The organism is Mangrovivirga cuniculi (assembly GCF_005166025.1).
GTDB lineage: Bacteria > Bacteroidota > Bacteroidia > Cytophagales > Cyclobacteriaceae > Mangrovivirga > Mangrovivirga cuniculi.
Genome location: NZ_CP028923.1, coordinates 3,952,351 through 3,972,933, shown reverse-complemented (window position 1 = coordinate 3,972,933; position 20,583 = coordinate 3,952,351). Strand labels below are relative to the sequence as shown.

At 35.2% G+C, this 20,583-nt stretch carries 20 protein-coding genes and 1 tRNA gene; 7 read left to right on the top strand and 14 right to left on the bottom strand.

What is annotated here, in order from left to right; all coding sequences use genetic code 11:
* Positions 1–17: 17 nt before the first annotated feature.
* The 7 genes from DCC35_RS21620 to DCC35_RS17385 all read right to left on the bottom strand — a co-directional run bounded on the left by DCC35_RS21620 (position 18) and on the right by DCC35_RS17385 (position 7,820).
* The gene (locus DCC35_RS21620; protein WP_217495878.1) at positions 18–233 is read right to left on the bottom strand and encodes a polysaccharide lyase family 7 protein; all 216 of its coding nucleotides are present in this window, start codon (positions 231–233) and stop codon (positions 18–20) included.
* Entirely contained in the window at positions 167–883 is a 717-nt protein-coding gene (locus tag DCC35_RS17410) for a polysaccharide lyase family 7 protein (protein ID WP_217495877.1), read from the bottom strand. Before DCC35_RS17410 ends, DCC35_RS21620 begins: the two co-directional genes overlap by 67 nt.
* Before the next feature lies 1 nt (position 884).
* Entirely contained in the window at positions 885–1,742 is an 858-nt protein-coding gene (locus DCC35_RS17405; protein ID WP_137092002.1) for a PKD domain-containing protein, read from the bottom strand.
* 23 nt (positions 1,743–1,765) lie between these two features.
* Entirely contained in the window at positions 1,766–3,190 is a 1,425-nt protein-coding gene (locus DCC35_RS17400) for a RagB/SusD family nutrient uptake outer membrane protein (RefSeq protein WP_137092001.1), read from the bottom strand.
* 11 nt (positions 3,191–3,201) lie between these two features.
* Positions 3,202–6,279, bottom strand: a complete 3,078-nt coding sequence (locus DCC35_RS17395) for a SusC/RagA family TonB-linked outer membrane protein (protein WP_137092000.1) — start codon at positions 6,277–6,279, stop codon at positions 3,202–3,204.
* Positions 6,280–6,472: 193 nt separating this feature from the next.
* Positions 6,473–7,213 carry a FadR/GntR family transcriptional regulator gene (locus DCC35_RS17390; protein ID WP_137091999.1) on the bottom strand — a complete coding sequence of 247 codons (741 nt, stop codon included), beginning with the start codon at positions 7,211–7,213 and terminating at the stop codon, positions 6,473–6,475.
* Positions 7,214–7,747: 534 nt separating this feature from the next.
* Positions 7,748–7,820 (bottom strand) — tRNA-Lys (locus DCC35_RS17385).
* Positions 7,821–7,913: 93 nt separating this feature from the next.
* On the opposite strand from DCC35_RS17385, the gene DCC35_RS17380 reads away from it, so the two are divergent.
* Positions 7,914–8,651 carry an SH3 domain-containing protein gene (locus tag DCC35_RS17380; protein ID WP_137091998.1) on the top strand — a complete coding sequence of 246 codons (738 nt, stop codon included), beginning with the start codon at positions 7,914–7,916 and terminating at the stop codon, positions 8,649–8,651.
* 211 nt (positions 8,652–8,862) lie between these two features.
* Here DCC35_RS17380 and DCC35_RS17375 read toward each other — a convergent pair whose 3' ends face one another.
* Positions 8,863–9,459, bottom strand: a complete 597-nt coding sequence (locus DCC35_RS17375) for an MCP four helix bundle domain-containing protein (protein ID WP_137091997.1) — start codon at positions 9,457–9,459, stop codon at positions 8,863–8,865.
* 328 nt (positions 9,460–9,787) lie between these two features.
* Between DCC35_RS17375 and DCC35_RS17370 the strand changes: the two genes are divergently transcribed.
* Entirely contained in the window at positions 9,788–10,024 is a 237-nt protein-coding gene (locus DCC35_RS17370) for an SH3 domain-containing protein (protein WP_137091996.1), read from the top strand.
* Between the two features lie 260 nt (positions 10,025–10,284).
* On the opposite strand, the gene DCC35_RS17365 is transcribed toward DCC35_RS17370, so the two are convergent.
* From DCC35_RS17365 to DCC35_RS17350, 4 genes are all read right to left on the bottom strand, one after another.
* Complete coding sequence (locus tag DCC35_RS17365) at positions 10,285–11,673, bottom strand: BspA family leucine-rich repeat surface protein (protein ID WP_137091995.1); 1,389 nt, start codon at positions 11,671–11,673, stop codon at positions 10,285–10,287.
* A gap of 29 nt (positions 11,674–11,702) precedes the next feature.
* Positions 11,703–12,692: a BspA family leucine-rich repeat surface protein gene (locus DCC35_RS17360; RefSeq protein ID WP_217495876.1), complete on the bottom strand. Its 990-nt coding sequence runs from the start codon at positions 12,690–12,692 to the stop codon at positions 11,703–11,705.
* A gap of 328 nt (positions 12,693–13,020) precedes the next feature.
* Positions 13,021–13,827, bottom strand: coding sequence for an SDR family oxidoreductase (locus tag DCC35_RS17355; RefSeq protein ID WP_137091994.1), 807 nt, complete (start codon positions 13,825–13,827; stop codon positions 13,021–13,023).
* A 62-nt stretch (positions 13,828–13,889) separates the two neighbouring features.
* Entirely contained in the window at positions 13,890–15,800 is a 1,911-nt protein-coding gene (locus DCC35_RS17350; RefSeq protein WP_175402857.1) for a T9SS type B sorting domain-containing protein, read from the bottom strand.
* 75 nt (positions 15,801–15,875) lie between these two features.
* Here DCC35_RS17350 and rlmD point away from each other — a divergent pair, with 75 nt between their 5' ends.
* Together rlmD and DCC35_RS17340 are read left to right on the top strand one after the other, a co-directional pair.
* Positions 15,876–17,294: a 23S rRNA (uracil(1939)-C(5))-methyltransferase RlmD gene (rlmD, locus tag DCC35_RS17345; protein ID WP_137091992.1), complete on the top strand. Its 1,419-nt coding sequence runs from the start codon at positions 15,876–15,878 to the stop codon at positions 17,292–17,294.
* 1 nt (position 17,295) lies between these two features.
* The gene (locus DCC35_RS17340) at positions 17,296–17,670 is read left to right on the top strand and encodes a hypothetical protein (protein WP_137091991.1); all 375 of its coding nucleotides are present in this window, start codon (positions 17,296–17,298) and stop codon (positions 17,668–17,670) included.
* Positions 17,671–17,700: 30 nt separating this feature from the next.
* Here DCC35_RS17340 and thiL read toward each other — a convergent pair whose 3' ends face one another.
* Positions 17,701–18,762 (bottom strand): thiamine-phosphate kinase, encoded by a 1,062-nt coding sequence (gene thiL, locus DCC35_RS17335; RefSeq protein WP_394347710.1) that lies wholly within the window; start codon positions 18,760–18,762, stop codon positions 17,701–17,703.
* 60 nt (positions 18,763–18,822) lie between these two features.
* Here thiL and DCC35_RS20750 point away from each other — a divergent pair, with 60 nt between their 5' ends.
* The gene (locus DCC35_RS20750; RefSeq protein ID WP_175402856.1) at positions 18,823–18,978 is read left to right on the top strand and encodes a hypothetical protein; all 156 of its coding nucleotides are present in this window, start codon (positions 18,823–18,825) and stop codon (positions 18,976–18,978) included.
* Here DCC35_RS20750 and mce read toward each other — a convergent pair whose 3' ends face one another.
* Entirely contained in the window at positions 18,979–19,383 is a 405-nt protein-coding gene (gene mce, locus DCC35_RS17330; protein WP_137091990.1) for a methylmalonyl-CoA epimerase, read from the bottom strand. It abuts the gene before it with no gap.
* A gap of 116 nt (positions 19,384–19,499) precedes the next feature.
* Between mce and DCC35_RS17325 the strand changes: the two genes are divergently transcribed.
* Positions 19,500–19,826: a HesB/IscA family protein gene (locus DCC35_RS17325; RefSeq protein ID WP_137091989.1), complete on the top strand. Its 327-nt coding sequence runs from the start codon at positions 19,500–19,502 to the stop codon at positions 19,824–19,826.
* A gap of 323 nt (positions 19,827–20,149) precedes the next feature.
* A complete protein-coding gene (locus tag DCC35_RS17320; protein ID WP_137091988.1) occupies positions 20,150–20,569 on the top strand; it encodes a type 1 glutamine amidotransferase family protein in 420 nt (139 codons plus the stop codon).
* The last annotated feature ends 14 nt before the right edge of the window (positions 20,570–20,583 follow it).

Below are 20,583 nucleotides of genomic sequence, written 5' to 3'. Positions count from 1 at the left end.
GAGCTTGCTTTTAAAAATTAGTGTGATACTTCGAGAGAATAATATTTCACCTTGGCATAAGCACCTTCTTCAATGGATGCAAGGTAGTTTCCGGCCTTAAAATAATTTTCAAACACACCCCATTTTTCCATATGAATACCTTCATAAATAAGTGTCTGACTATCATTCAATGTGACTTCCATTCTTCCTTCTGATGCGACAATTTCAAGGGTGAATTTTTCATCACCGACCACTTCATCAAAGTAGACACCTTCGTCATCCCCCAGGCTGAGGTATGAAGTAATTCCTCATATGTTGCTTCGGTATTTTTCAGGACTTTAGACTTGACCCTGATTTTGTCATTTGCCCAATAAATTTTTAAAATAGGCGGGGCATTATTGTCATCTTCTCCAATTAAATCTCTTTGTTCATTAGTAAGACGACCATGTATCTGCATAATAATTGTCCGGTCTTTTTTGCCATCTGAATTAGTTGAAATTTCAGGTACGGATAGAGTACCTCTCATTCTTCCACCTTGTTTAAATGTCCAGTTGACCGAATTGCTTCCTGGCTCCATCTGTTCTCTAAGTTCTGTTCGAGAATATGAGGTGTTAGTAGTCGTTGCTCCCGGATATGTATAAAAAACTAGTGATCCATCAGTGGAGTCATTGTACATGAAAGGCTTTAAAGTTTCATTGGTTGCATAGTCTAGAATTTCGGGAGGTTTTACCTCAGTAGGCCTTCCAATGGGTAAGGTAACTTTCCAGTTACTCAAATCAATGTCAGGGAGCTTATAATTGGTTGAAGGTTTTTCGATGACAACAGGTGTAGGTGTTTCCTGCGAAGTTTGGCAGGAAACACAGCTAGCACATGTTATTAATAAAATAGCAATTAAATATCTCATATTATTCTAATAAGCTTATTGAAAATGAATCTAGTCTAGCTTCTACATCTTGATTTGTAACCAATAATGCTATTTTATTATTAGCACCAGAATTAAATGGAAGATCTACTCTTGTGTATGTATCGGCATCAGTTTGATCAGTTCCTTCAAAGGAAGCTAAAGTGGCTTCAGGCACTTCTGAAAGGTCAGTAATACCATTAGCTAAAACTGAAACGGTTATCGAGCCTGGAGCATCCGTTTTAAGAGTATAATAATAAGTTAAGATATAGTCTGTATTTGGAGTTACAGCCATTTCCTGATAAGCGATGCGATCACCAGCTGAGGGATATTTTGATGCTTGAGATCCTTCATGAACCGGGCTGCTTGTGATTTGAATCACCCCTCCAAAGTCATTTCTCCAGGAATCTCTACCGTCTCCTGTGCCATCTGGTAATGTTCCATCTTCAAAACCAGCTTCCAGAATTACTGGTATAATAGCTGGAGGGGCTTCAGGTTCTATAACCTCAATATCCATACTATAAGTATCAGAAACACCAAGCTTATCAGAAACTGTCAAAGTAACTGTGTAGGTGCCTTCAGCTGGAAAAGTGTTGATTCCATCTTTGTCAGTTGAAGTATTACCATCACCAAAATCCCATTGATAATCGGTAGCACTAATTGACTCATTTGAAAAATAATAGAGCAAAAAATCAACTTCATTTTGGGCAGCACTGAAATTAGCTTTCGGTGGTGTCTTGTCAGGAATAGACCCTTCTTCAGGAAGTTCGAACGTCAGGTCACATGAAGATAAGAGTACAATAATAACCGCTGTTGAAATTCTAAGTATATTCCAAGTTTGAATTTTATATATTGGTTTCATTTTGATTCGGTTTTTAGTGATTGTTAGTATCCTGGATTCTGTTCTAATTGTCCATTGCTTAACCCAATTTCCGCTTGTGGAATTGGAAGAAGAAGATCTGTGGAATTAAAAGTGTAGCCATTGGCATCCGCAAAATCCGATAACACTTGTTGGGCAGCATTGAATCGAATCAGATCAAACCATCTGTGATTTTCAAAGGCAAGTTCAACTCTACGTTCATTTAGCAAGTCTTCTTTTGTTATTAAGCCTACAGGATCTGTAAGACCGGCACGGTTTCTGATTAATTGAAAAGAATTAAGACCGGCAGAAGAATTCGTGTCAGAATTACCTGCCATTATTGCTTCCACATGCATCAAAAGAACATCAGCATATCTTATTATTATCCAATCGTTTCCTGCTAATGTCGGATCACTGGAAGTAGGTTCTATACCCAGGCTCTCATCTCCGTTTGGAAGATATTTAACTACCTGATATTGAGTTGGTTGTCTTTGATCCTGTCGATATGAATAAATTGTTCTTTCACCACCCATGTTATCAAGGGCATCTTTCATATCATAGGTTAAATAATTAACGCCGCTAGTTCGCCCAACAGCATTTAGCCATTCAGAAGAGAAGTTTTGACTGTCATTCGTGTTGTCGGGAACATAGCCTATGGCGAAGATTACTTCACTATTAGATTCGTTATAATAAATGTCTTTGAAATTAGGCTCCAGTGAATATTGAGAACTATTGATTATTGCCTCGCATAGTTGTTGTGCCTCAACATAATTTGTACCGAGTGTTAAGTATACCTTAGCCAGTAAGGCTTGTGCAGCTGCTTGAGAAGCCCTATTCTTATAAGTGTTATCCAGATTATTTGCAGCAAACTGAAGATCAGAAATTATCAATTCATATACTTCATTTGTTGCAACTCTGGTAAATGCTATATCAGTTTCTAATGGTCCTATAACCCTGTCAACTAAGGGTACATCTCCGAACAATCTTACCAGATTAAAATATGAATAGGCTCTTACAAAACGTGCTTCACCCTCAAATCGATTTGCTGATTCCTCAGATTCTGCAGCATCTAGATTTTCCAAAACCGTGTTGGCTCGATATATTACGTTATAAAAGCTTCGGTAATAATCAAGAACTATCCCATTAGTCGATTCGATATTGAATTGCTCAAACTGGGCAGGTTCACCCTCACTTGATTTGGTTCTTGTATTATCACTTCTCATCTCTGTGATATAAAACTCGGTTTGTATACCGTGATTATCATTAGTAGAAGTGCTATTTATGCCCTGAATGCCGTCATACATAGCTAATACCCCAGTTTCTAATTCTTTATCATTATTGAAGTATCCGGCGCTTGTTACAGCGGCAGTAGGTATTGGTTCGAGATAATCATCCCCACATGCCATTAATAGCATGCATATTGACAAGTATATATATATATAATTTTTCATGATATTTATTCTTAAAATTCAAGGTTTAAACCTAGAGAAATTGTTCTGAATATCGGAGAACCAGCTCGTTGGTATCCATATGTTGTTGAACTGGTGGTGTAAATGGACTCAGGATTAAAGCCGGTGTAGTCATTTGCTGTAAAGTAAAGGAGGTTTTGACCTGCAGCATATATTCTCAATGAAGTCAACCCCATTTTAGAAAGTGTGGAGCTTGAGAAGTTATATCCTATGTTTAGGTTTCTTAATGCTACATAAGAAGCATCCTGAACAATGTCATTTGTGAAGATTTTTTGTTTGATAAATCCCTGATCAGGTGTAATAGCCGGATCAAAATCTTGTGAACTGTTAAAGTGATTAAACAGGTATTGATCGCCCATGTTTCTGATTTCGGCACCATGGCTACCCTGGAATAAGAAGGTGAGGTCGAAATTTTTAAATGTAAATGAGTTTGTAACACTCCAAATCAAATCAGGATACGGATTACCAATTATAGTCTTATCATCATCATCGATTAAACCATCCCCATTTAAATCTTTTACATAGACATCCTGAGCTTCACCACCTACCGGGTGATATGGATTATTAATATATTCTAATGGGATGTCTCGATCAACAACCCATCCATAAAATGAAGAAATTGGATGTCCTTCAAGGTTTATCCATTCTGCAGCTCTTTTAGAATCAACATTTTGGATCTGACCATTGGACTCAGCAAAATCAACTAATTCATTTTCGTTTTTTGAGAATAAAAGTGTAGTTGACCATTTAAAATCCTCTTTGTTAATATTCCTGGTTCTGAATTCGACTTCAACCCCACTATTTTTAACTTCACCAAGATTTACAAGAGCATTATTAAATCCCGTTGTGCTTGAAATCGGATTGAAAAGTAATAACTGATCACTCGTTCTAACATAATAATCAATAGAGCCAGATAAAGTACCATCAAATAATACATAATCAATTGCCGGGTTAAATTCTCGAGATCTTTCCCATTGTAATTCCGGGTTAGCAATGTTTAATGCGTTAAAAGCCCCTACAATAGAATTATTAACTACAGCGGTGTTAGCCTCCAGTAGTGGTAAATATGGATAGTTATCAACCAGGTCGTTCCCTGTATTGAGTCTATTATTACCCGTAAAACCATAACTAGCACGTAGTTTTAGCTCATCTACGACTTTTGATGTAGCCATAAATGGTTCTTCAGATAGTCTCCAGCCAACCGAGAAAGCAGGGAAATTGCCAAATTTATTTTCAGGTCCAAATACAGAGCTTCCATCTCTTCTTATGCTAATTGAAGCTAAGAATTTATCCAGGTAAGAATAGTTTACTCGACCATAAAAAGACATGAAGTTATTTTCGAATGAACTTGATTCAGCACCTGCAATTTGAGTTGCAGCTGAAATTGTTTTTATCAAGTCTGAATCATATCCGGTACCCGTTATACTTTCTATTCGAGTATCATATGATTCGGCTGAAAATCCGGCAACAGCATTTATATCATGAGCTCCAATAGTTTTTTCATAGGTAAAATAATTTTCTGTAACAAGATGTATTCGATCTAGGTTAGAAACATCATATTGTGCAGCTGCAGCTCCGTTTCTATTGGATAAAACGCCTTGCCATCGGTCGCGTTTTGTGATTTGATAATCACCTGAGAAAACAGTTTTGAATTTTAAACCATCAATTATTTCATATTGTAGGTAGATGTTACCAAATGTTTTGAATTTGTAATCATTTCTATCTCTTTCCAGAACTTTAGCTGCAGGATTAGTATTAGAAGTGTTACTAATGTCAACAAGTTCACTACCGTCACCATACAAATCATAATTGTCAAAGTGTCGTTGGAGTGCATAATCGCCAATTTGGACATCAGGATATGTGTTTCTATCAACAAACTGAATTGTGTTCTCATCGTGATAAACTGGTAACCATGGTGTTTGACGTAAAATATCATGAGTCGAGCCGTCAAATCTTCTTCGATCCGAATATGACGGTGTTATTGAAGCTCCGAAAGATAACTTATCATTTATATCAGTATCTATTTTTAATCTTAGGTTGTATCGCTTAAAGTCATCAGTTAATAGAACACCTTCATCATGTAAATAACTTAGTGAGACACTGAATTTTGTTCTGTCGTTCCCACCACGAGCACTGATTGAATGGTTTTGTATGGTGCCTCCATCAAAAATTACATCCTGCCAATCTCTATCGATACCTATTAATTGTTTGTAAAGTGTTCGACTGGATAATTCCCCATTAGCAGCTAATTCAGCCTTAGCTGTTTCAGCTACTGAGAAATAGTATGCATCACTTTGGTATGCTTCTTTTACACCGTAATATCCATTATAGCTAAATTTGGTTTTCCCTGCCTTTCCTTGTTTAGTGGTAATTAATATAACGCCATTTGCACCTCTTGATCCATATATTGCTGAGGATGCTGCATCTTTTAATACCTCAAAAGATTCAACAGTATTCATATCCAGATTTGCTAAGAAATCATTGTCTACGACCAGTCCGTCAACTACAATAGCTGGGGCAGAACTTCCCGTAATAGATCCTGTTCCTCTTATTCGGATAGTAGGGGAAGATCCTGCTTCTCCTTCGGTTGAACGTATATTTACCCCAGATACTTGTCCAACTAAAGCTTCATCTACTCTGGATACGGGCATTTGATCCAGATTTTCGTTCTCTACTTTCGATATAGCTCCAGTTAAATGGCTTTTCTTTTGTGTTCCATAACCGACTACGACTATTTCTTCCATTTGGGTTATGTCTGGAGTCATTCTAATGTTAACTGTTGTTCGATTAGCAATCGGGACTTCAGTTTTTTCGAACCCAATAAATGTACAAACTAACACATCGTCCGGTGCTGCCGAAATTGTAAAGTTTCCATTTGCATCTGTGACTGTACCTTTTTTAGAATCTTTGATAAGAACAGTAACTCCTGGTAAAGGATAACCATCTTCGTCTGATAGAATTTGACCACTAACATTTTTGTTTTGGCCAAAAACTGATAAAATGCACATGCTAAAAAGAAGTGTCAGCAGACAGGTTTTAGACTGTGCAAAGCGCAGTAAATAGTTTTTCATGGTTTTAAGGGTATTATGATAATGCTGACAAAAAGAAAAAACGGGAAGTGTATTTCTCAAAAAGAGAAATAAGATTATTATATTTGTAATAATTGAATGGCTTGAAATACTGTTCAGTTTCGCGATTGAAGTATTTTGATGCCAATCTAACTTCCATGGATTAGCCTTGTGCTAATCCATCGTTGTTTCTGTATTACTCTTCATTATCATTGGTTTTAAGTTTATTTTGTTTGTTTGAATAATTCATTAAATCATCAAGATGAGCCCGCATTGCCAGGCTTGCATTTTCAGGTTCTTGATTTTCTATATGGTTTAATATTATTTTGTGCTCCTCTAATGCAAGAAGTGGTCGATCACCTTCACAGATATTATTTTTTTGAAAATATGTGAGAATGTCAGGAGTAACGATTAGCATTAATGATTTTAATACTGAGTTTTTACTTGCTTCCGCTATTTTGAGATGGAACATTAAGTCATATTCCACTGAATCGACGCCGTCTTTAACAGCTTTTTCATACTCATTTAATGCATTATGCATTGCAACGATATCATCCCTGTTTCTTCGAATTGCTGCGTATTTTGCCGAGTTAACTTCAAGTATAACTCGTGTTTCAACAAGGGCATGAAAATCATTTCCTTCTAATTGGAGTACATCTGTAATCAAGCCCTCTAACGCAGTTATACCAAAGCCCGCTACAACAGTTCCGCTTTGTGGCAAGGTTTTTAAAATTCCATAAAACTCTAATTTCCTGATAGCATCTCTTACATATGTTCGTCCAACGCCAAATCTATCACACAGCATTCTTTCAGATGGTAATCTGTCACCAGGTTTTAGCTGACCCGTAGAGATAAGTTCTTTAATCTGTTGAATGATTTTATCAACAGGTTTTTCTATGACTATTTCACTGAAGTTATTTAATAATTCTTTTTTCATATCATCTAGTTTACCAGCGATTGGTCAACCAATTTATATAGATATTTTTTTTAATCAAAATATTATTTTAAAAAATTCACAAAAAATAGTCTTTGATTATGTGGTTAATTGATAGTTTAGAATTTGTGTTGGGCAAAATCTATGGTTGTTATAATTATGGTAAGCTTAGTGTTAAAAGATTAATTCATTTTTAGCTAATTAAAATTTAGATTTTTTTAAAAGAGAGAATTATTTGAGTTGATATATATAGTAGTGCCATTATTACTGGTTGTTCAATATTTTTTTAAGGGAGTGATTATTCTAATTGTTTGAATAATTATCTCTTGAAAAATAAATATTACCAGTGCCTCATTTAAAAAAAATAGATTCTCATATATTTGAAAATCCATAGTTGAATTCAAGACCATTTATAGTCTTTTAAATTTAATATAAGAGGTATTTAGTTGTTAGGACTTAATTTTAATCCTTTGGGCTATAATTCTATAGGCTTAAAACAAAAAAACCTGATCAAAAATGACCAGGCTTTACTCTTTGTGATCCCGCTGGGGCTCGAACCCAGGACCCTCTCCTTAAAAGGGAGATGCTCTACCAACTGAGCTACGGAATCGTCGTTTTTTTAACGTAAATTAAGGGTTTCAAGCTTGTTTTAATACAGTTGTTTCCCTTAATTGCGATGCAAAAATAACCACTCAGAGGTAAAATGCCACACTTAAGAATTATAATTTTATTATTTTTTTCGACCTTCCTGGTAATGGCTCAGGAGGAGGGTAGTGAAATGCCTCCAAATAAAGTTTTGCAAAAAGCTGACACTCTGTTTGTTCAGGGTGAATATACAGAAGCTTATAACCTTTATGAGAAACTTTATTTGGAAGAAAAAAAATATTCAAATTCGATGATGCTGAAGATGGCTTATATCAAAGAAGCACTTCAGGAATACCCCGAAACACTTTATCTGTTGGGTGTGGCTTATGATAAGACCAGGAATAATGTCATCAGGGAACACATGGCTAAAATAGCTGATGAAAATGATTATAAAGGGTATAGTGTGGATTCTGACTCTGCTCTGGCCTCATTTTATCAGCGATATAAGATTTATATTTTAATTGTAAATCTGGCGATTGTACTCCTGTTAACTGTATTAGTAAGGGTTGAAAGAAAGAAAAACAAATCATTCCCAATCGCCTCGTCGATATTTTTCTTTGTGTTTTTAGCATTCCTCGTTCTCCAGGTAAACTTTCTTACCCCAAATAAGAAAGGGATAATCTTTGAGGAGAAGACATTTATTATGGATGGTCCATCAGCCGGGGCTGACCTAATTAAAACTGTATCCCCGGGTCACCAGGTCGAAATCATCGATGAGCAGGATGTCTGGGCAAAGATTAAATGGGATGGTACTGAAGCGTATATAAAGAAGAAGTCATTGAGATATATGATTTGATCACATTAGTATCCTAAGCTAAAAGAAAATGACTGAAATCATTTTTATTATCGTTGAGTAATGTTATTGTAAGTACTTAACAGTTTTTATTTATCGGATTTGAAGTCAACGTAATTTGCCCTTTTAATCTTATCACCTTAAAATATTGCTTTGGTTTTAATTATAGAGACCAAATAAAAATTGCTCTTATCCAAAATTTTATATTCCAGAATTAATCTTCTTTTGGTTTATATAAAATGATGATTTGTATCAGTATAGCCAGGATTATAAGAATTATTATTTCAACTTGTGTAAATAAATTTATGGTTTTCATGGCTTCTTTGCTTAAAAGTATTTGCCTTCTGCCCTCTTTAAGTTGAATTTTTGATAAATCATGCAAATCGTGCACAATGTCATCTATTGTTTTAAAAAGGTTAATATCATTATCAAAATTGGAGTCAGCATACTTTTCTTCAAGACTATATAACTTTTTAAGTTCAGTCTTCAGGTTATTGAAAGTTTCCTGCTCTTCAGTGGTAAGCTTAGTTTGTTCGAATTTATTGATAAAGTCCTTAATGTCTTCATTTATTTTACGATTTTTCGATTTGAAAAATGCTGTATCTGAAGTGGCTAGAGCAATTTCCTTTTCTTGAATCAATAAAGTTATATCAAATATAAGATCGCTGGCTACCACTCTGTCTTCATATATTGTAGTAACCGAATTTTTCAGCCTGTTAAAATTCTCTTTATCGACCAGATTAGTCATTAAAACAATTAAGAAAACTAATAAGACAGCTATGACCCATTTTATCTTGTTAATTATTGTCATCGAGGATTACTTTTTGTTTTTAAGTGCTTTCTGAAAAATACTACATATCCTTTATACCTCCAAAAGGCTGATTTTCAATGAGGCTTATTAGTTTAGTAGTTTGAAATAATATCCTAAGGGTATATTTAATTAAATTAGCTAATGAGATTAAATCTAAAGGGTATAATGTACATTCTATTCTGACTTTGCTCCGGCCTCACTTTATCAGCGATATAAGAATTATAAATTAATTGTAAATCTGGCGATTGTTTTCCTGTTAACTGTATTAGAAAGGGTTGAAAGAAAGAAAAACAAATCATTCCCAATCGCCTCGTCGATATTTTTCTTTGTGTTTTTAGCATTCCTCGTTCTCCAGGTAAACTTTCTTACCCCAAATAAAAAAGGGATAATCTTTGAAAAGAAAACTTTAACAACGGATGGTCCATCGTCTGTCGCTGACCTAATTAAAACAGTTTCACCCGGTCCCCAGGTCGAAATTATCGATGAGCAGGATGTCTGGGCAAGGATCAAATGGGAAGGCACAGAGGCTTATGTCAAGAAGAAGTTTTTGCGGTATATGATTTGATTTTTCATTTATAGAAGTATGCTTCAGTAACTGATTTCTATTTAACCATATGATCAAATTTAAAAGCTGTCATTCTAAAAAAAAATGCTGAGAAATAGCTTAAAAGTATAAGAGTGAATTTTTATACTTTAAGCTGTTGTTTTTGGGGAAATGCAGGGTTATTTAACTCTCTTCATTTTTATCTTTCTATATATTTAATTCCATTGACCTCGTAACTAGAGGGTTAATTTAGCATCCTGCTATTTAAAAGATTGTTTTAGTTATTGTGTACAAGTTAAATCGGGTTTAGGTAGGGACCAATTAAATGCTGCAAATGCAAAAAAACTGCAATATTCTACTTTACCAACATCCCAGGAGGATAGATCTTGATTGAATTTATCCGCATAAGCAAACATGAATTCCATATTATAGACATTACTAACATTCCAATCAGAAATATCCTGATCAAATGCTTCTGCCCTTCTAAACATACTATTCATTCTTATCACATTTTTAACATCCCAGTTAGAAATATTCTGATTGAATGCTTTGCTTCGTTCAAACATTGAAACCATTCTTGTAACATTGCTAACATTCCAATTAGATATGTCTTGATTAAAACTGATTGTATGAGAAAACATGCTTTCCATATTAGTTACACTACTTACATCCCAAGTTGAAATGTCATTATTGAAAACCTGCGATTCACTAAACATATATTCCATATTTTGAACCTTACTTACATCCCATGCTGAGAGGTCTTGATTAAAGGATTTTGTTTTCCTAAACATGTTTTGCATATAAATTACGTTGCTTACATTCCAATTAGAAAGATCCTGATCAAAGAATTCTGTGCTATAGAACATGGTACTCATATTCGTGACATTACTCACATCCCATGTTGAGAGGTCTTGATTAAAAGCACTGGCTTCGGAAAACATTCCTGCCATATTAGTAACATTACTGACATTCCATGAAGATATATCCTGATTAAATGATTTTGCTGCAACGAATGTTGCTTGCATATTGGTTACATTGCTAACATCCCACCTGGAAATATTCTGATTAAAATTATATCTTGAACTAAATAATGATTTCATATCAGTTACAAATGTTGTTATTATGTGGGTTAAATCATCATTATATACATCCATCGAGCGAAGGATGCTATTATTAACAATTTTATACATTTCACCATTATACTCATATTCCTGACCAATCTCTGCTTCCTGTAAACAATATAAAGTAATTCCGTTTTCAGCTAACTGGATCATTTTTGGGCATCCGTTTTCATCAACAATGTATTTTGATGGTGTTTCAGGGCATTGGTCGATATAATCTTCAACACCATCTTTATCTGAATCGGATGAAATGTCTAAGAAGTTAGCAGTCAGGTTAATATCCTTATACATTCTCATGATTAGCGGGTTTGTAGTTGTTGTAATATCTCCCGTCCAACCTGTGAAAACATTCCCTGGATCTGGTGTGGCAGTTACAATTGCCGAATCATTTAACAAATACTCATCATATAGGGGAGATGCTGTTCCTTTCCCTTCAACTTGAGTTGTTAGTTTATAGATGATGATTTCTTCTTTTTCTTCTATTATTTCCTTTTCACAGCTTGATAATCCAAATAAAAGGAAGGCTAATAAAATATAATATCTGGTCATTTGGTCATTTATAAATGAAAATTAAAAAATTACTGCTGTGCACATCTAAGATAAGGTTTTGGTTTGCTCCAACTATAGGCTCCATTTGCAAATGCCAGGCACCAAATTACATTTGATACATTCCACGAAGAAAGGTTTTGGTTGAATGTTATTGCAGAAGAAAACATAAAACTCATGTCAGTCACATTACTTACATCCCATCCGGAAATGTCCTGGTTGAATTTTTGTGCATTACCAAACATAAAAGACATATCGGTTACATTACTAACATCCCATTCCGATATATCCTGATTGAAACTCCAGGCTCGACCAAACATTGTTTGCATATTAGTTACTTTACTCACATCCCATTTAGATATATCCTGGTTGAAACTTTCGGCATGGTGAAACATAGATTCCATATTAGTCACGTTGCTCACATCCCAATTTGATATGTCCGAATTAAAAAACTCTGCATAAAAGAACATATGTTGCATGTCAACAACATTGCTTACATCCCAGGTTGAAATATCCTGATTAATGAACTTAGTATCAAACAAAGAATTCATATCAGTGATGAATGTTGTAATTACGTGAGTTACATCCTCATTATATGCTGCCATAGTATAAAGCCTGGCACTATCAACAATTTCATACATTTCACCATTATAAGGATATTTCTTTCCGATTTCTGCCTGAGGCAGGCAATATAAGGTGACACCATTATCAGCTAACTGAATCATGTCTGCATCAGTGATCTCTCTGAAATTTGCAGTGATATTAAGGTTTTCTTTCAATATCACTTCTAATGGGTTTTCATCCGAAGTAATATCACCTGTCCAGCCATCGAATATGTATCCTTCATCCGCAATCGCGGTTAATAAAACAGTGTCCCCTGGCATTGGGTCTTCATCCGATTGATTTATTGAGCCAGATCCATCAACTTGAGTAGTTAATGTATTTGTGGGAATTACTTCTTCTTTTTCACAGCTTGATAATCCCAATAAAAGGAAAGCTAAAAAAATGTAGTACTTGTTCATTTTTTATATGTTTTAAAAATAGCATGACGATAAAAGGAGACCTTAATTGAGATAGTTATGTCTGGATAAAAAAATACTTATCCTCAGGAAAAATGGTTGAATTATCTGAATTGTAAACTCTTATTTATCGTGATATGAAATTCAATAGTTAATAAATTACTCGATGCGAAAATAAATTTTTATCTCTCAAAAACAAAATGTCATTTTATGTTTAATGCCAGTTTTCGATCAATGATAATTATTGTCCGGTTAGATTTTCAGGTTAAGTGCTACAAAAAAATCAGCCTCTCAAGACTGATTTTTTCAATTTATTATATCAAAAAACACCTTACTTAACCGGAGAGCCCTCTTCTTTTTTCATGTGGTTATAAACCATCTTGTCAGTAAGCTTAGGAAAGAACTTATTGAGTAATCGTCCCATCTTCGTTTCAAAGCCCATATACAATTCTCTCTTTTTCTTTTTTGTAGCCTTGAATATTCTTAAAGCAACTTCTTCTGAGGACATCATTTTCCCCTCTTCATAAGGTGATTTACCTTGTGCCTCTCCCTTGGCAGTCAAAGCGGTATTTCTGATGTTTGATTCTGTATAGCCCGGGTAAACGGTCATTACATGAATATTTTTTGGTATAAGTTCCAGTCTAAGTGCTTCAAGAAAACCTCCTAATGCAAATTTTGACGCTGTATAGGCTGTCCTCGCGGGGGTTCCTTTAAAACCATTAAATGAAGAAACGCCAATAATACTTCCTTTCGATTTTTTTAAATAGGGAAGTGCAGCCTTGATCAGAAAAACAGGTCCGTATAGATTAACATTCATGACCTTTTCAAAAACCTTCATATCCAGGTCTTCAAACATTGCCCGCATGCTGATTCCGGCATTAGCAATAAGGATATCAATGCCTCCATAGGTGTTGATCGTTTCACTTACTGTTCGGTAATTATCGTCTTCAGATGAAGAGTCAGCCTGAATTGCCAGGCATTCAATTCCTTCAGAATGTAGTTTGTTTTTTTGCTCTTCCAGTTTTTCTTTATTTCTTCCGGTAATAGCAATTCGGGCTCCTTCTTTACCAAATACTTCTGAAAGGGCTTTGCCAATTCCTGAACTTCCTCCTGTAATTAAAACGATCTTATCCTTCATCCTTCATTTAATTTATCTGCAAAACTACAACAAATATGGATAAAGGTTAATCGGTTAATAAATCAATTACCTCTCAATAAAGATATGTGCCCTTTATAACTTCGGTTACTATATTTAATCTCGTAAAAATAAATACCGGCAGAATTGTCATTTCCATCCCAGTAGAAATCTCTTTCCTTAGTATGGTAAACTTCCTGTCCCCATCGGTTTACGATAGTTATACCTTCGTACTGATTAGAACAATTATCCGGTGGAAGGATGAATGAATTATCGCAATCTCCAAATTCACAACTAACAAAGGCATCATTTATACCATCGCCGTTGGCAGTAATTACGTTAGCGGGCTCATAACCATCAAAATTTGATTCATCATCAGCTAAGGTTATGGAAACGGTAGCAGTATCAAACTTAGGATTACATTTATCAACATCTTTTACAAGTATTTGCATGTCGAATGAAACCGGACTCAGGCCCGGATTCAGGTCAGAACATTCGGGACTCCAGCTTAAAACGCCATTTAATTCATCAAATCGTGAGAGATATTCAAATTTCAAACTATCAGGTAGATCTCTGGTGTTTAATCCAAATAACTGTGCGAATATCGAATCCGAATCAAAGTCGTATGCATCAAATGGCAAGACAAAATTATCTCCAGGGGCAATCGTTACTTCAGTTCGATCTAAATTTAATTCGGGTGCGACATTATCCTGTCTAATAATCGTTAATGATATTCTCAATGTATCTGAAAGTGGCTGAGGGCAGTTGTCATCTATAGCCACGAAATCAATTATCATTGGCTCGTTGATGATATAAGGGCAATCCGGTATACAAATACTTGTTTTTAAGGTGTCTTCACTTCCGTTTAGAAATCCACTTTTAATACTAAATAAGCCATCAATATCTGATGCACTAAAGTTTACAGGTATCGCCTTAATTTCAACATTCTCGCCTCCGTCTTCATCCTGTATAAAGAATTCGAGGCATGTCTGATCTTCACCACTGAAAACAACTTCAATATCATTATCTGTTATTTCATTTGTTTCTGGTTCATTAACGGTAAGCTTTGGTTTGTTACCTTCAGTAGGGCAGTCAATAATGAGCATTTGAAAATCACGCCTTACTTCACCTATTTTTTTACCATTTCTAAATTCTTCTACCTTAACAGCAAATACAAATAGTCCTGTAAGAGAAGGATTTAAGAATAAAAGGCCTTCATTTGATATCGATATTTCGGGATTGCCCGGAATCATATTTTCAAGTGAATAACCGGGCTGGAAAACAACTTCAGGATAAGGTGCCGGTGTAGCTGGGGGAAGTGGAACAGCTTCTACTACACTCAATGGATGTACCAGGGAATATGCAAGGCTGTCACCATCAGTATCTATTCCGGAAAAATCAGCTTCAAAATATCTATTCACACATGCATAATCTCTTAATGGTTCGAAATTGATCGGTGTTGAATTATTGGTTGGAATTCCATTTTCATCTACTACTGCCGGGAATTCGGTATAAAAAGTTTGACCGGCACCTATGCCCCCGGTTTCAGGATCAGAACTGAAAATATTATCAATCACATAATTTCTGCAGCATCTTGCCCAGGTTATATAATACCCTTCCTGATCATTATATCGTTCCGGGTCGAGATAAATTGTCGCTTCATAAACAATTTTTTTTGTGAGAAGCCTGGCATCCACACATTCTGGCTGGGAATATTCTACAAGATTATTCGAGAATTGAGGCATGGTTATGCTTGTTCGCATAGCACCGGTTCTTTTTTCCCATAGATAAAGTGTAACCTCCTGATCTTCGGCACCTGGTAAGCCGTTTACCTGATCAAAATATAAAGTCATTATTACTTTATAATTAAAGCCGTTTTGGTGCTGTAGTGTTATTTCTCCACCAACTATATGAGATGCTTTGATTTGACAGGTTGAGGTTATAAAAATAATTATAACAATAAAAATATTTTTCATAACTATATAAATATAACATATATACTTGATTATTATAGTGTTGACCATTTTACTTTTTTATAGTTTTGCAATCTGATGGGAAGAAAAAGTAGAATAATAGACTCTTTAGAGATTACCGGAATTGCTGATAAAGGCCGTGGAGTGGGTAGAACAGCCAATAAAGTCGTTTTTGTTGACGGTGCGGTACCCGGTGATATAGTAAAAGTAAAGGTTAATAAAAATAAACCTTCATATGCCGAGGGTAAGGTGTTAGCTAATTTATCTCCATCGCCATTCAGGGAGGAAGCTTTTTGCGAGCATTTCAGATTATGTGGCGGGTGTAAATGGCAGGATCTTGCCTATGAAAAGCAACTTGAATTTAAGCATGTTCAAGTAGTAGAATCTTTTAAACGGATTGGAGGGGTTCAGGATGTTGAGATCGAAAGCCCTTTAGGTTCTGCCAAAACGACTTTTTATAGAAATAAGCTTGAATACACTTTTAGTAACCAACGATGGCTTGAAGAGGATGAAATTGCCTCAGAAGAAGATCTGGACCGAAACGGTGTAGGTTTTCATATTCCGGGACGTCACGACAGAGTGGTGGATGTGAAAAAATGCTGGCTTCAAACTGAATCAAGTAATGAGATAAGAAATGCTTTGAGGGATTTTTCTATTGAAAATGATCTTTCTTATTACGATTTTAAATCTCATACAGGGTTATTGAGAAATCTTATTATCCGAACTTCTTCAATAGGAGAGCTAATGGTGATCGTTCAATTTGGTGAGGATCAACCTGAAAAAATTAAGTTGGTAATGGAATTTCTGAAGAATGAATTCTCTGAAATAACCAGTCTCCAGTATATCGTGAATTTAAAGAAAAACGAAACATTTTTTGATCAGGAAGTAATTGTTTATCACGGTAAGCCTGATATTGAAGAAAGAATGCCTCTCGGGAAAGGAAGTGATGAGTATCTTTCTTTTATGATCAGCCCTAAATCATTTTACCAGACAAATAGCGACCAGGCTTTTGAATTATATAATCTGGCCAGAGAATTTGCTGACCTTAATGGAGATGAAGTTGTTTATGATTTATATACCGGAACGGGAACAATAGCTAATTTTGTCGCTTCTTCTGCCAAAAAGGTTGTAGGAATAGAATATGTGGAGGCAGCAGTGGAAGATGCAAGGGTGAATTCTTCTAATAACGATGTTGATAACACAGTTTTTTATGCCGGAGACATGAAAGATCTCCTGAATAAGGACATGTTTGAGAAAGAAGGTTATCCCGATACAGTAATTACTGATCCACCACGCGCAGGAATGCACAAGGATGTTGTAAGTGCTTTATTAGAGGCACAACCTAAGAGAATCGTATACGTTAGTTGTAATCCTGCTACCCAGGCACGTGATATAGCCTTATTAGCAGATAAATACGAAGTAAAAAGAATTAAACCGGTGGATATGTTTCCGCATACTCACCACATTGAAAATGTTGCACTTTTAGATCTTAAATAAAATGCAGAACGATCCGGAATTAAATTTAAAAGGGAAATACCTCGGGACAATTACTAAAGATTTTGCTGTAATTGCTGATACTTTAAAAGAAGCCAGTTACCAGATAAGGTCAAGAAAATTTAGTGAACATCCGATTTTTCCTGTTTCAAAAGTTGATCAGCCAATAGGACAAATGCTGATTGCTAAGGAAGAAATGGCTATCGATTGGAATGTTTATGCCACTTATTTAGATGAATTTGTTCAGCGTAAACTTATCGAAGAAGATAAAGTAGAAGAATTTAAACAATCGTATAAGGATCCCGATGAATTTTGTTGCCTGTTTGTAGTCGATCAGGATTTTACAAATTTCATTTACATTCCTTATCCGGAAGATTAAATAAAAGCCCCGATTTCGGGGCTTTTTTAATTATTTAAGATGTTGCCATCCCTGTGCTTTGAGTTCCACTACCTGGTTGTTCTTTGTAACAAAATTCATGCCTTTACTTTTTGCATGCATATATCCGATAGTGGTTAGCTCCATATGATTTTTAATTTTTTCATAATCTTCTTGTGAGATTGTGAATAGCAATTCATAATCTTCACCACCATTTAAAGCAGCTGTATTCGGATCAATATTAAATTCTACAGCTGTTTCATATGTTTTAGTTGCTATCGGAACTTTGTCTTCGTAGATCTGAACACCTAATTCTGACTGCGAGGCAATATGAAATAATTCACTTGCAAGTCCATCGCTAATATCGATCATCGCAGTAGGAAGAATACCTAATTCCTTCAGCTCATACACTACATCCATACGAGCTTTTGGTTTTAATTGCCTTTCAACTACATAAGAGTATTTCGTCAGGTCAGGTTGAATGTCCGGATTGCTTTTATAAGCTTGTTTTTCTCTTTCAAGAACATTGAGTCCCATGAAAGCTCCACCAAGATCACCGGAAACACAGATAATGTCTTTATCTTTAGCTGAATTTCTTCTGACTATCTTGTCCTGAGCCTGATGGCCAATCGCAGTAACGGAAATAACCAGCCCTGATCCTGAGGATGTCGTGTCTCCACCGATTAAATCTACTTTATAATCATCACAAGCTGCATAAATCCCTTTGTATAAAGCTTCAACTGCTTCCAGCGAAAACCGGTTACTAAGTCCTAAATTGACTGTAATTTGTTTAGGAATTCCATTCATGGCAGCTATATCTGAAACATTTACAGCTACTGCCTTATATCCCAAATGTGTCAATGGAGTATAACTCAGGTCAAAGTGGATGCCCTCCAGGAGCATATCCGTTGTAATCAGTGTCTGATCATCATTTTTAACTATCGCAGCATCATCACCCACACCGAGAATAGACTCCTCGTGCTGAATTTTGATGTTTTTGGTCATTTCCTTAATGAGCCCAAACTCACCTAATTTCCCAAGTTCTGTCCTTGATGTATTATTTTCCTGTTGATTGCTTTCTTTTTCATGCGACAAATTTACAATTATTTAATACTATCTTTAAATTGCATCTATTAAAGTTTAAACCAGCTTGATATGAAGATTTTTAAAGCAGTTGTATTATTATTGTTTGTTGTTGGTTTTTTCGCTTCATGCGGACCTAAGCCATATTACAAAACTGCAGAGGGTAAAAAGAAGCAGAAGCGATATGAAAAAACCCTCTATAACCAGAAGGATTATTACGGTAACTGATTATTCTGCATCCTGACATAATTCGATCAGGACTCCATGATTGTCTTTTGGATGAACGAAACAAATCAGTTTGTTGTCGGCACCCTTTTTAGGTTCTTCATTCAATAATTTAAATCCTTCGGATCTAAGTCTATCCATTTCAGCTTTGATGTCTTTTACAGCAAAAGCGATATGGTGGATGCCTTCTCCTTTTTTCTCGATAAACTTATTTATCGGACTGTTTTCATGTGAAGCTTCCAGTAATTCGATCTTAGATTCACCCGTTTGAAAAAATAAGGTAGTAACACCTTCAGATTCGACTTTTTCTTCTTTATAGGGTTTGATACCTAACAGTTTTTCATAAGTTTCAGATGCTGTTTTCAGGTCTTTAACAGCTATACCCAGGTGTTCAATTTTATCTATCATCAGTTAAAGTTGTTTTTATGGTATTTCAAGTGTTATTTTTGTATTAAATCCCAAAAAGGGAAAACATATGCGCAATTTAAGCGTATTTATGTTACAGATAAAAAGGTAGAGGAATTATGATTCAAATTTCAGATAAAGCAAAAGACCGAATAGATGTTCTCCGTGCTGAAGACGGCCTGACGGAAAATCACCATGTGAGAGTATCTGTAAAAGGAGGCGGTTGCTCCGGATTAATGTATGACCTGGATTTTGACGAAAATATACAGGACTCAGATCAGGTATTTGAAGATAAAGGGATTAAGGTGTTAGTTGATAAGAAGAGCTTACTTTATCTGGCCGGTACAACACTTGAATTTAGCGACGGACTAAATGGAAAGGGATTCCAGTTTGTCAATCCTAATGCTACTCGTACATGTGGATGCGGAGAAAGTTTTGCAGTATAAATAAGATCATAAAATAAAATATTATTAAATGCACCTTTTACAGGTGCTTTTTTTGTTTTAGGCATATTTTGACACCGTATTTTATCTGATTATTATTCGTTGACAATATTTTCTTTAAAATTTATTTTTGTTTAAAAATTGATTTTTTATTAATATTGGAATCAATGAAAGTGAATTACGAACATATTAATCCAAAACTTCGTGACTTATCGGGTGCTTTTAAGCCGATAAGCCTTCGTAATTTACAGCCCGTCTTTGATTGTTAGCACGTTCTATTTGTTTCATATCGAATATAATTAGAACTTATCTATGTGTTAACTTAAATGAAATCTATATTTCCATTTTTAATTTGCTTAGTGGTATTAGGCCTTTCTGATTTAAAAGGTCAGGGGAAATTACTTCTTATCGGAGGAGGATCAGAGAAAGATCAATCCTGGGGATGGAGTAATACACCTTACCAATGGGCAATAGATAATAGTGAAAATAAAAAAGTAGCTATTTTAACTTATGATCAGAATCCATCTGAATGGCTTCCTGATTATTTCAATTCTCTAGGTGCTGTCGAATCATATAACGTTTCTGTGCCGGATAGAAATTCGGCCCAAACAGATGCTGTTTATAATCTTCTCCTAGATGCAGATGTTATTTTTATCAAAGGTGGTGACCAATCGATTTACTACCAGGAATATAAAGGTACTAAAGTTGATGAAGCTATTCTTTCTGTTTATAACAGGGTGGTGTGATTTGTGGCACAAGT

Bases quoted from the DNA above. Each gene is read 5' to 3' on its own strand.
- DCC35_RS17390 (WP_137091999.1), bottom strand. From the start codon at position 7,213: ATGAAAAAAGAATTATTAAATAACTTCAGTGAAATAGTCATAGAAAAA.
- DCC35_RS17410 (WP_217495877.1), bottom strand. From the start codon at position 883: ATGAGATATTTAATTGCTATTTTATTAATAACATGTGCTAGCTGTGTT.
- DCC35_RS17340 (WP_137091991.1), top strand. From the start codon at position 17,296: ATGCAGAACGATCCGGAATTAAATTTAAAAGGGAAATACCTCGGGACA.
- DCC35_RS17355 (WP_137091994.1), bottom strand. From the start codon at position 13,827: ATGAAGGATAAGATCGTTTTAATTACAGGAGGAAGTTCAGGAATTGGC.
- DCC35_RS17365 (WP_137091995.1), bottom strand. From the start codon at position 11,673: ATGACCAGATATTATATTTTATTAGCCTTCCTTTTATTTGGATTATCA.
- DCC35_RS17400 (WP_137092001.1), bottom strand. From the start codon at position 3,190: ATGAAAAATTATATATATATATACTTGTCAATATGCATGCTATTAATG.
- rlmD (WP_137091992.1), top strand. From the start codon at position 15,876: ATGGGAAGAAAAAGTAGAATAATAGACTCTTTAGAGATTACCGGAATT.
- mce (WP_137091990.1), bottom strand. From the start codon at position 19,383: ATGATAGATAAAATTGAACACCTGGGTATAGCTGTTAAAGACCTGAAA.
- DCC35_RS17380 (WP_137091998.1), top strand. From the start codon at position 7,914: ATGCCACACTTAAGAATTATAATTTTATTATTTTTTTCGACCTTCCTG.
- DCC35_RS20750 (WP_175402856.1), top strand. From the start codon at position 18,823: ATGAAGATTTTTAAAGCAGTTGTATTATTATTGTTTGTTGTTGGTTTT.
- DCC35_RS17395 (WP_137092000.1), bottom strand. From the start codon at position 6,279: ATGAAAAACTATTTACTGCGCTTTGCACAGTCTAAAACCTGTCTGCTG.
- DCC35_RS17320 (WP_137091988.1), top strand. From the start codon at position 20,150: ATGAAATCTATATTTCCATTTTTAATTTGCTTAGTGGTATTAGGCCTT.
- DCC35_RS17375 (WP_137091997.1), bottom strand. From the start codon at position 9,459: ATGACAATAATTAACAAGATAAAATGGGTCATAGCTGTCTTATTAGTT.
- DCC35_RS17350 (WP_175402857.1), bottom strand. From the start codon at position 15,800: ATGAAAAATATTTTTATTGTTATAATTATTTTTATAACCTCAACCTGT.
- DCC35_RS17325 (WP_137091989.1), top strand. From the start codon at position 19,500: ATGATTCAAATTTCAGATAAAGCAAAAGACCGAATAGATGTTCTCCGT.
- DCC35_RS17360 (WP_217495876.1), bottom strand. From the start codon at position 12,692: ATGAACAAGTACTACATTTTTTTAGCTTTCCTTTTATTGGGATTATCA.
- DCC35_RS17405 (WP_137092002.1), bottom strand. From the start codon at position 1,742: ATGAAACCAATATATAAAATTCAAACTTGGAATATACTTAGAATTTCA.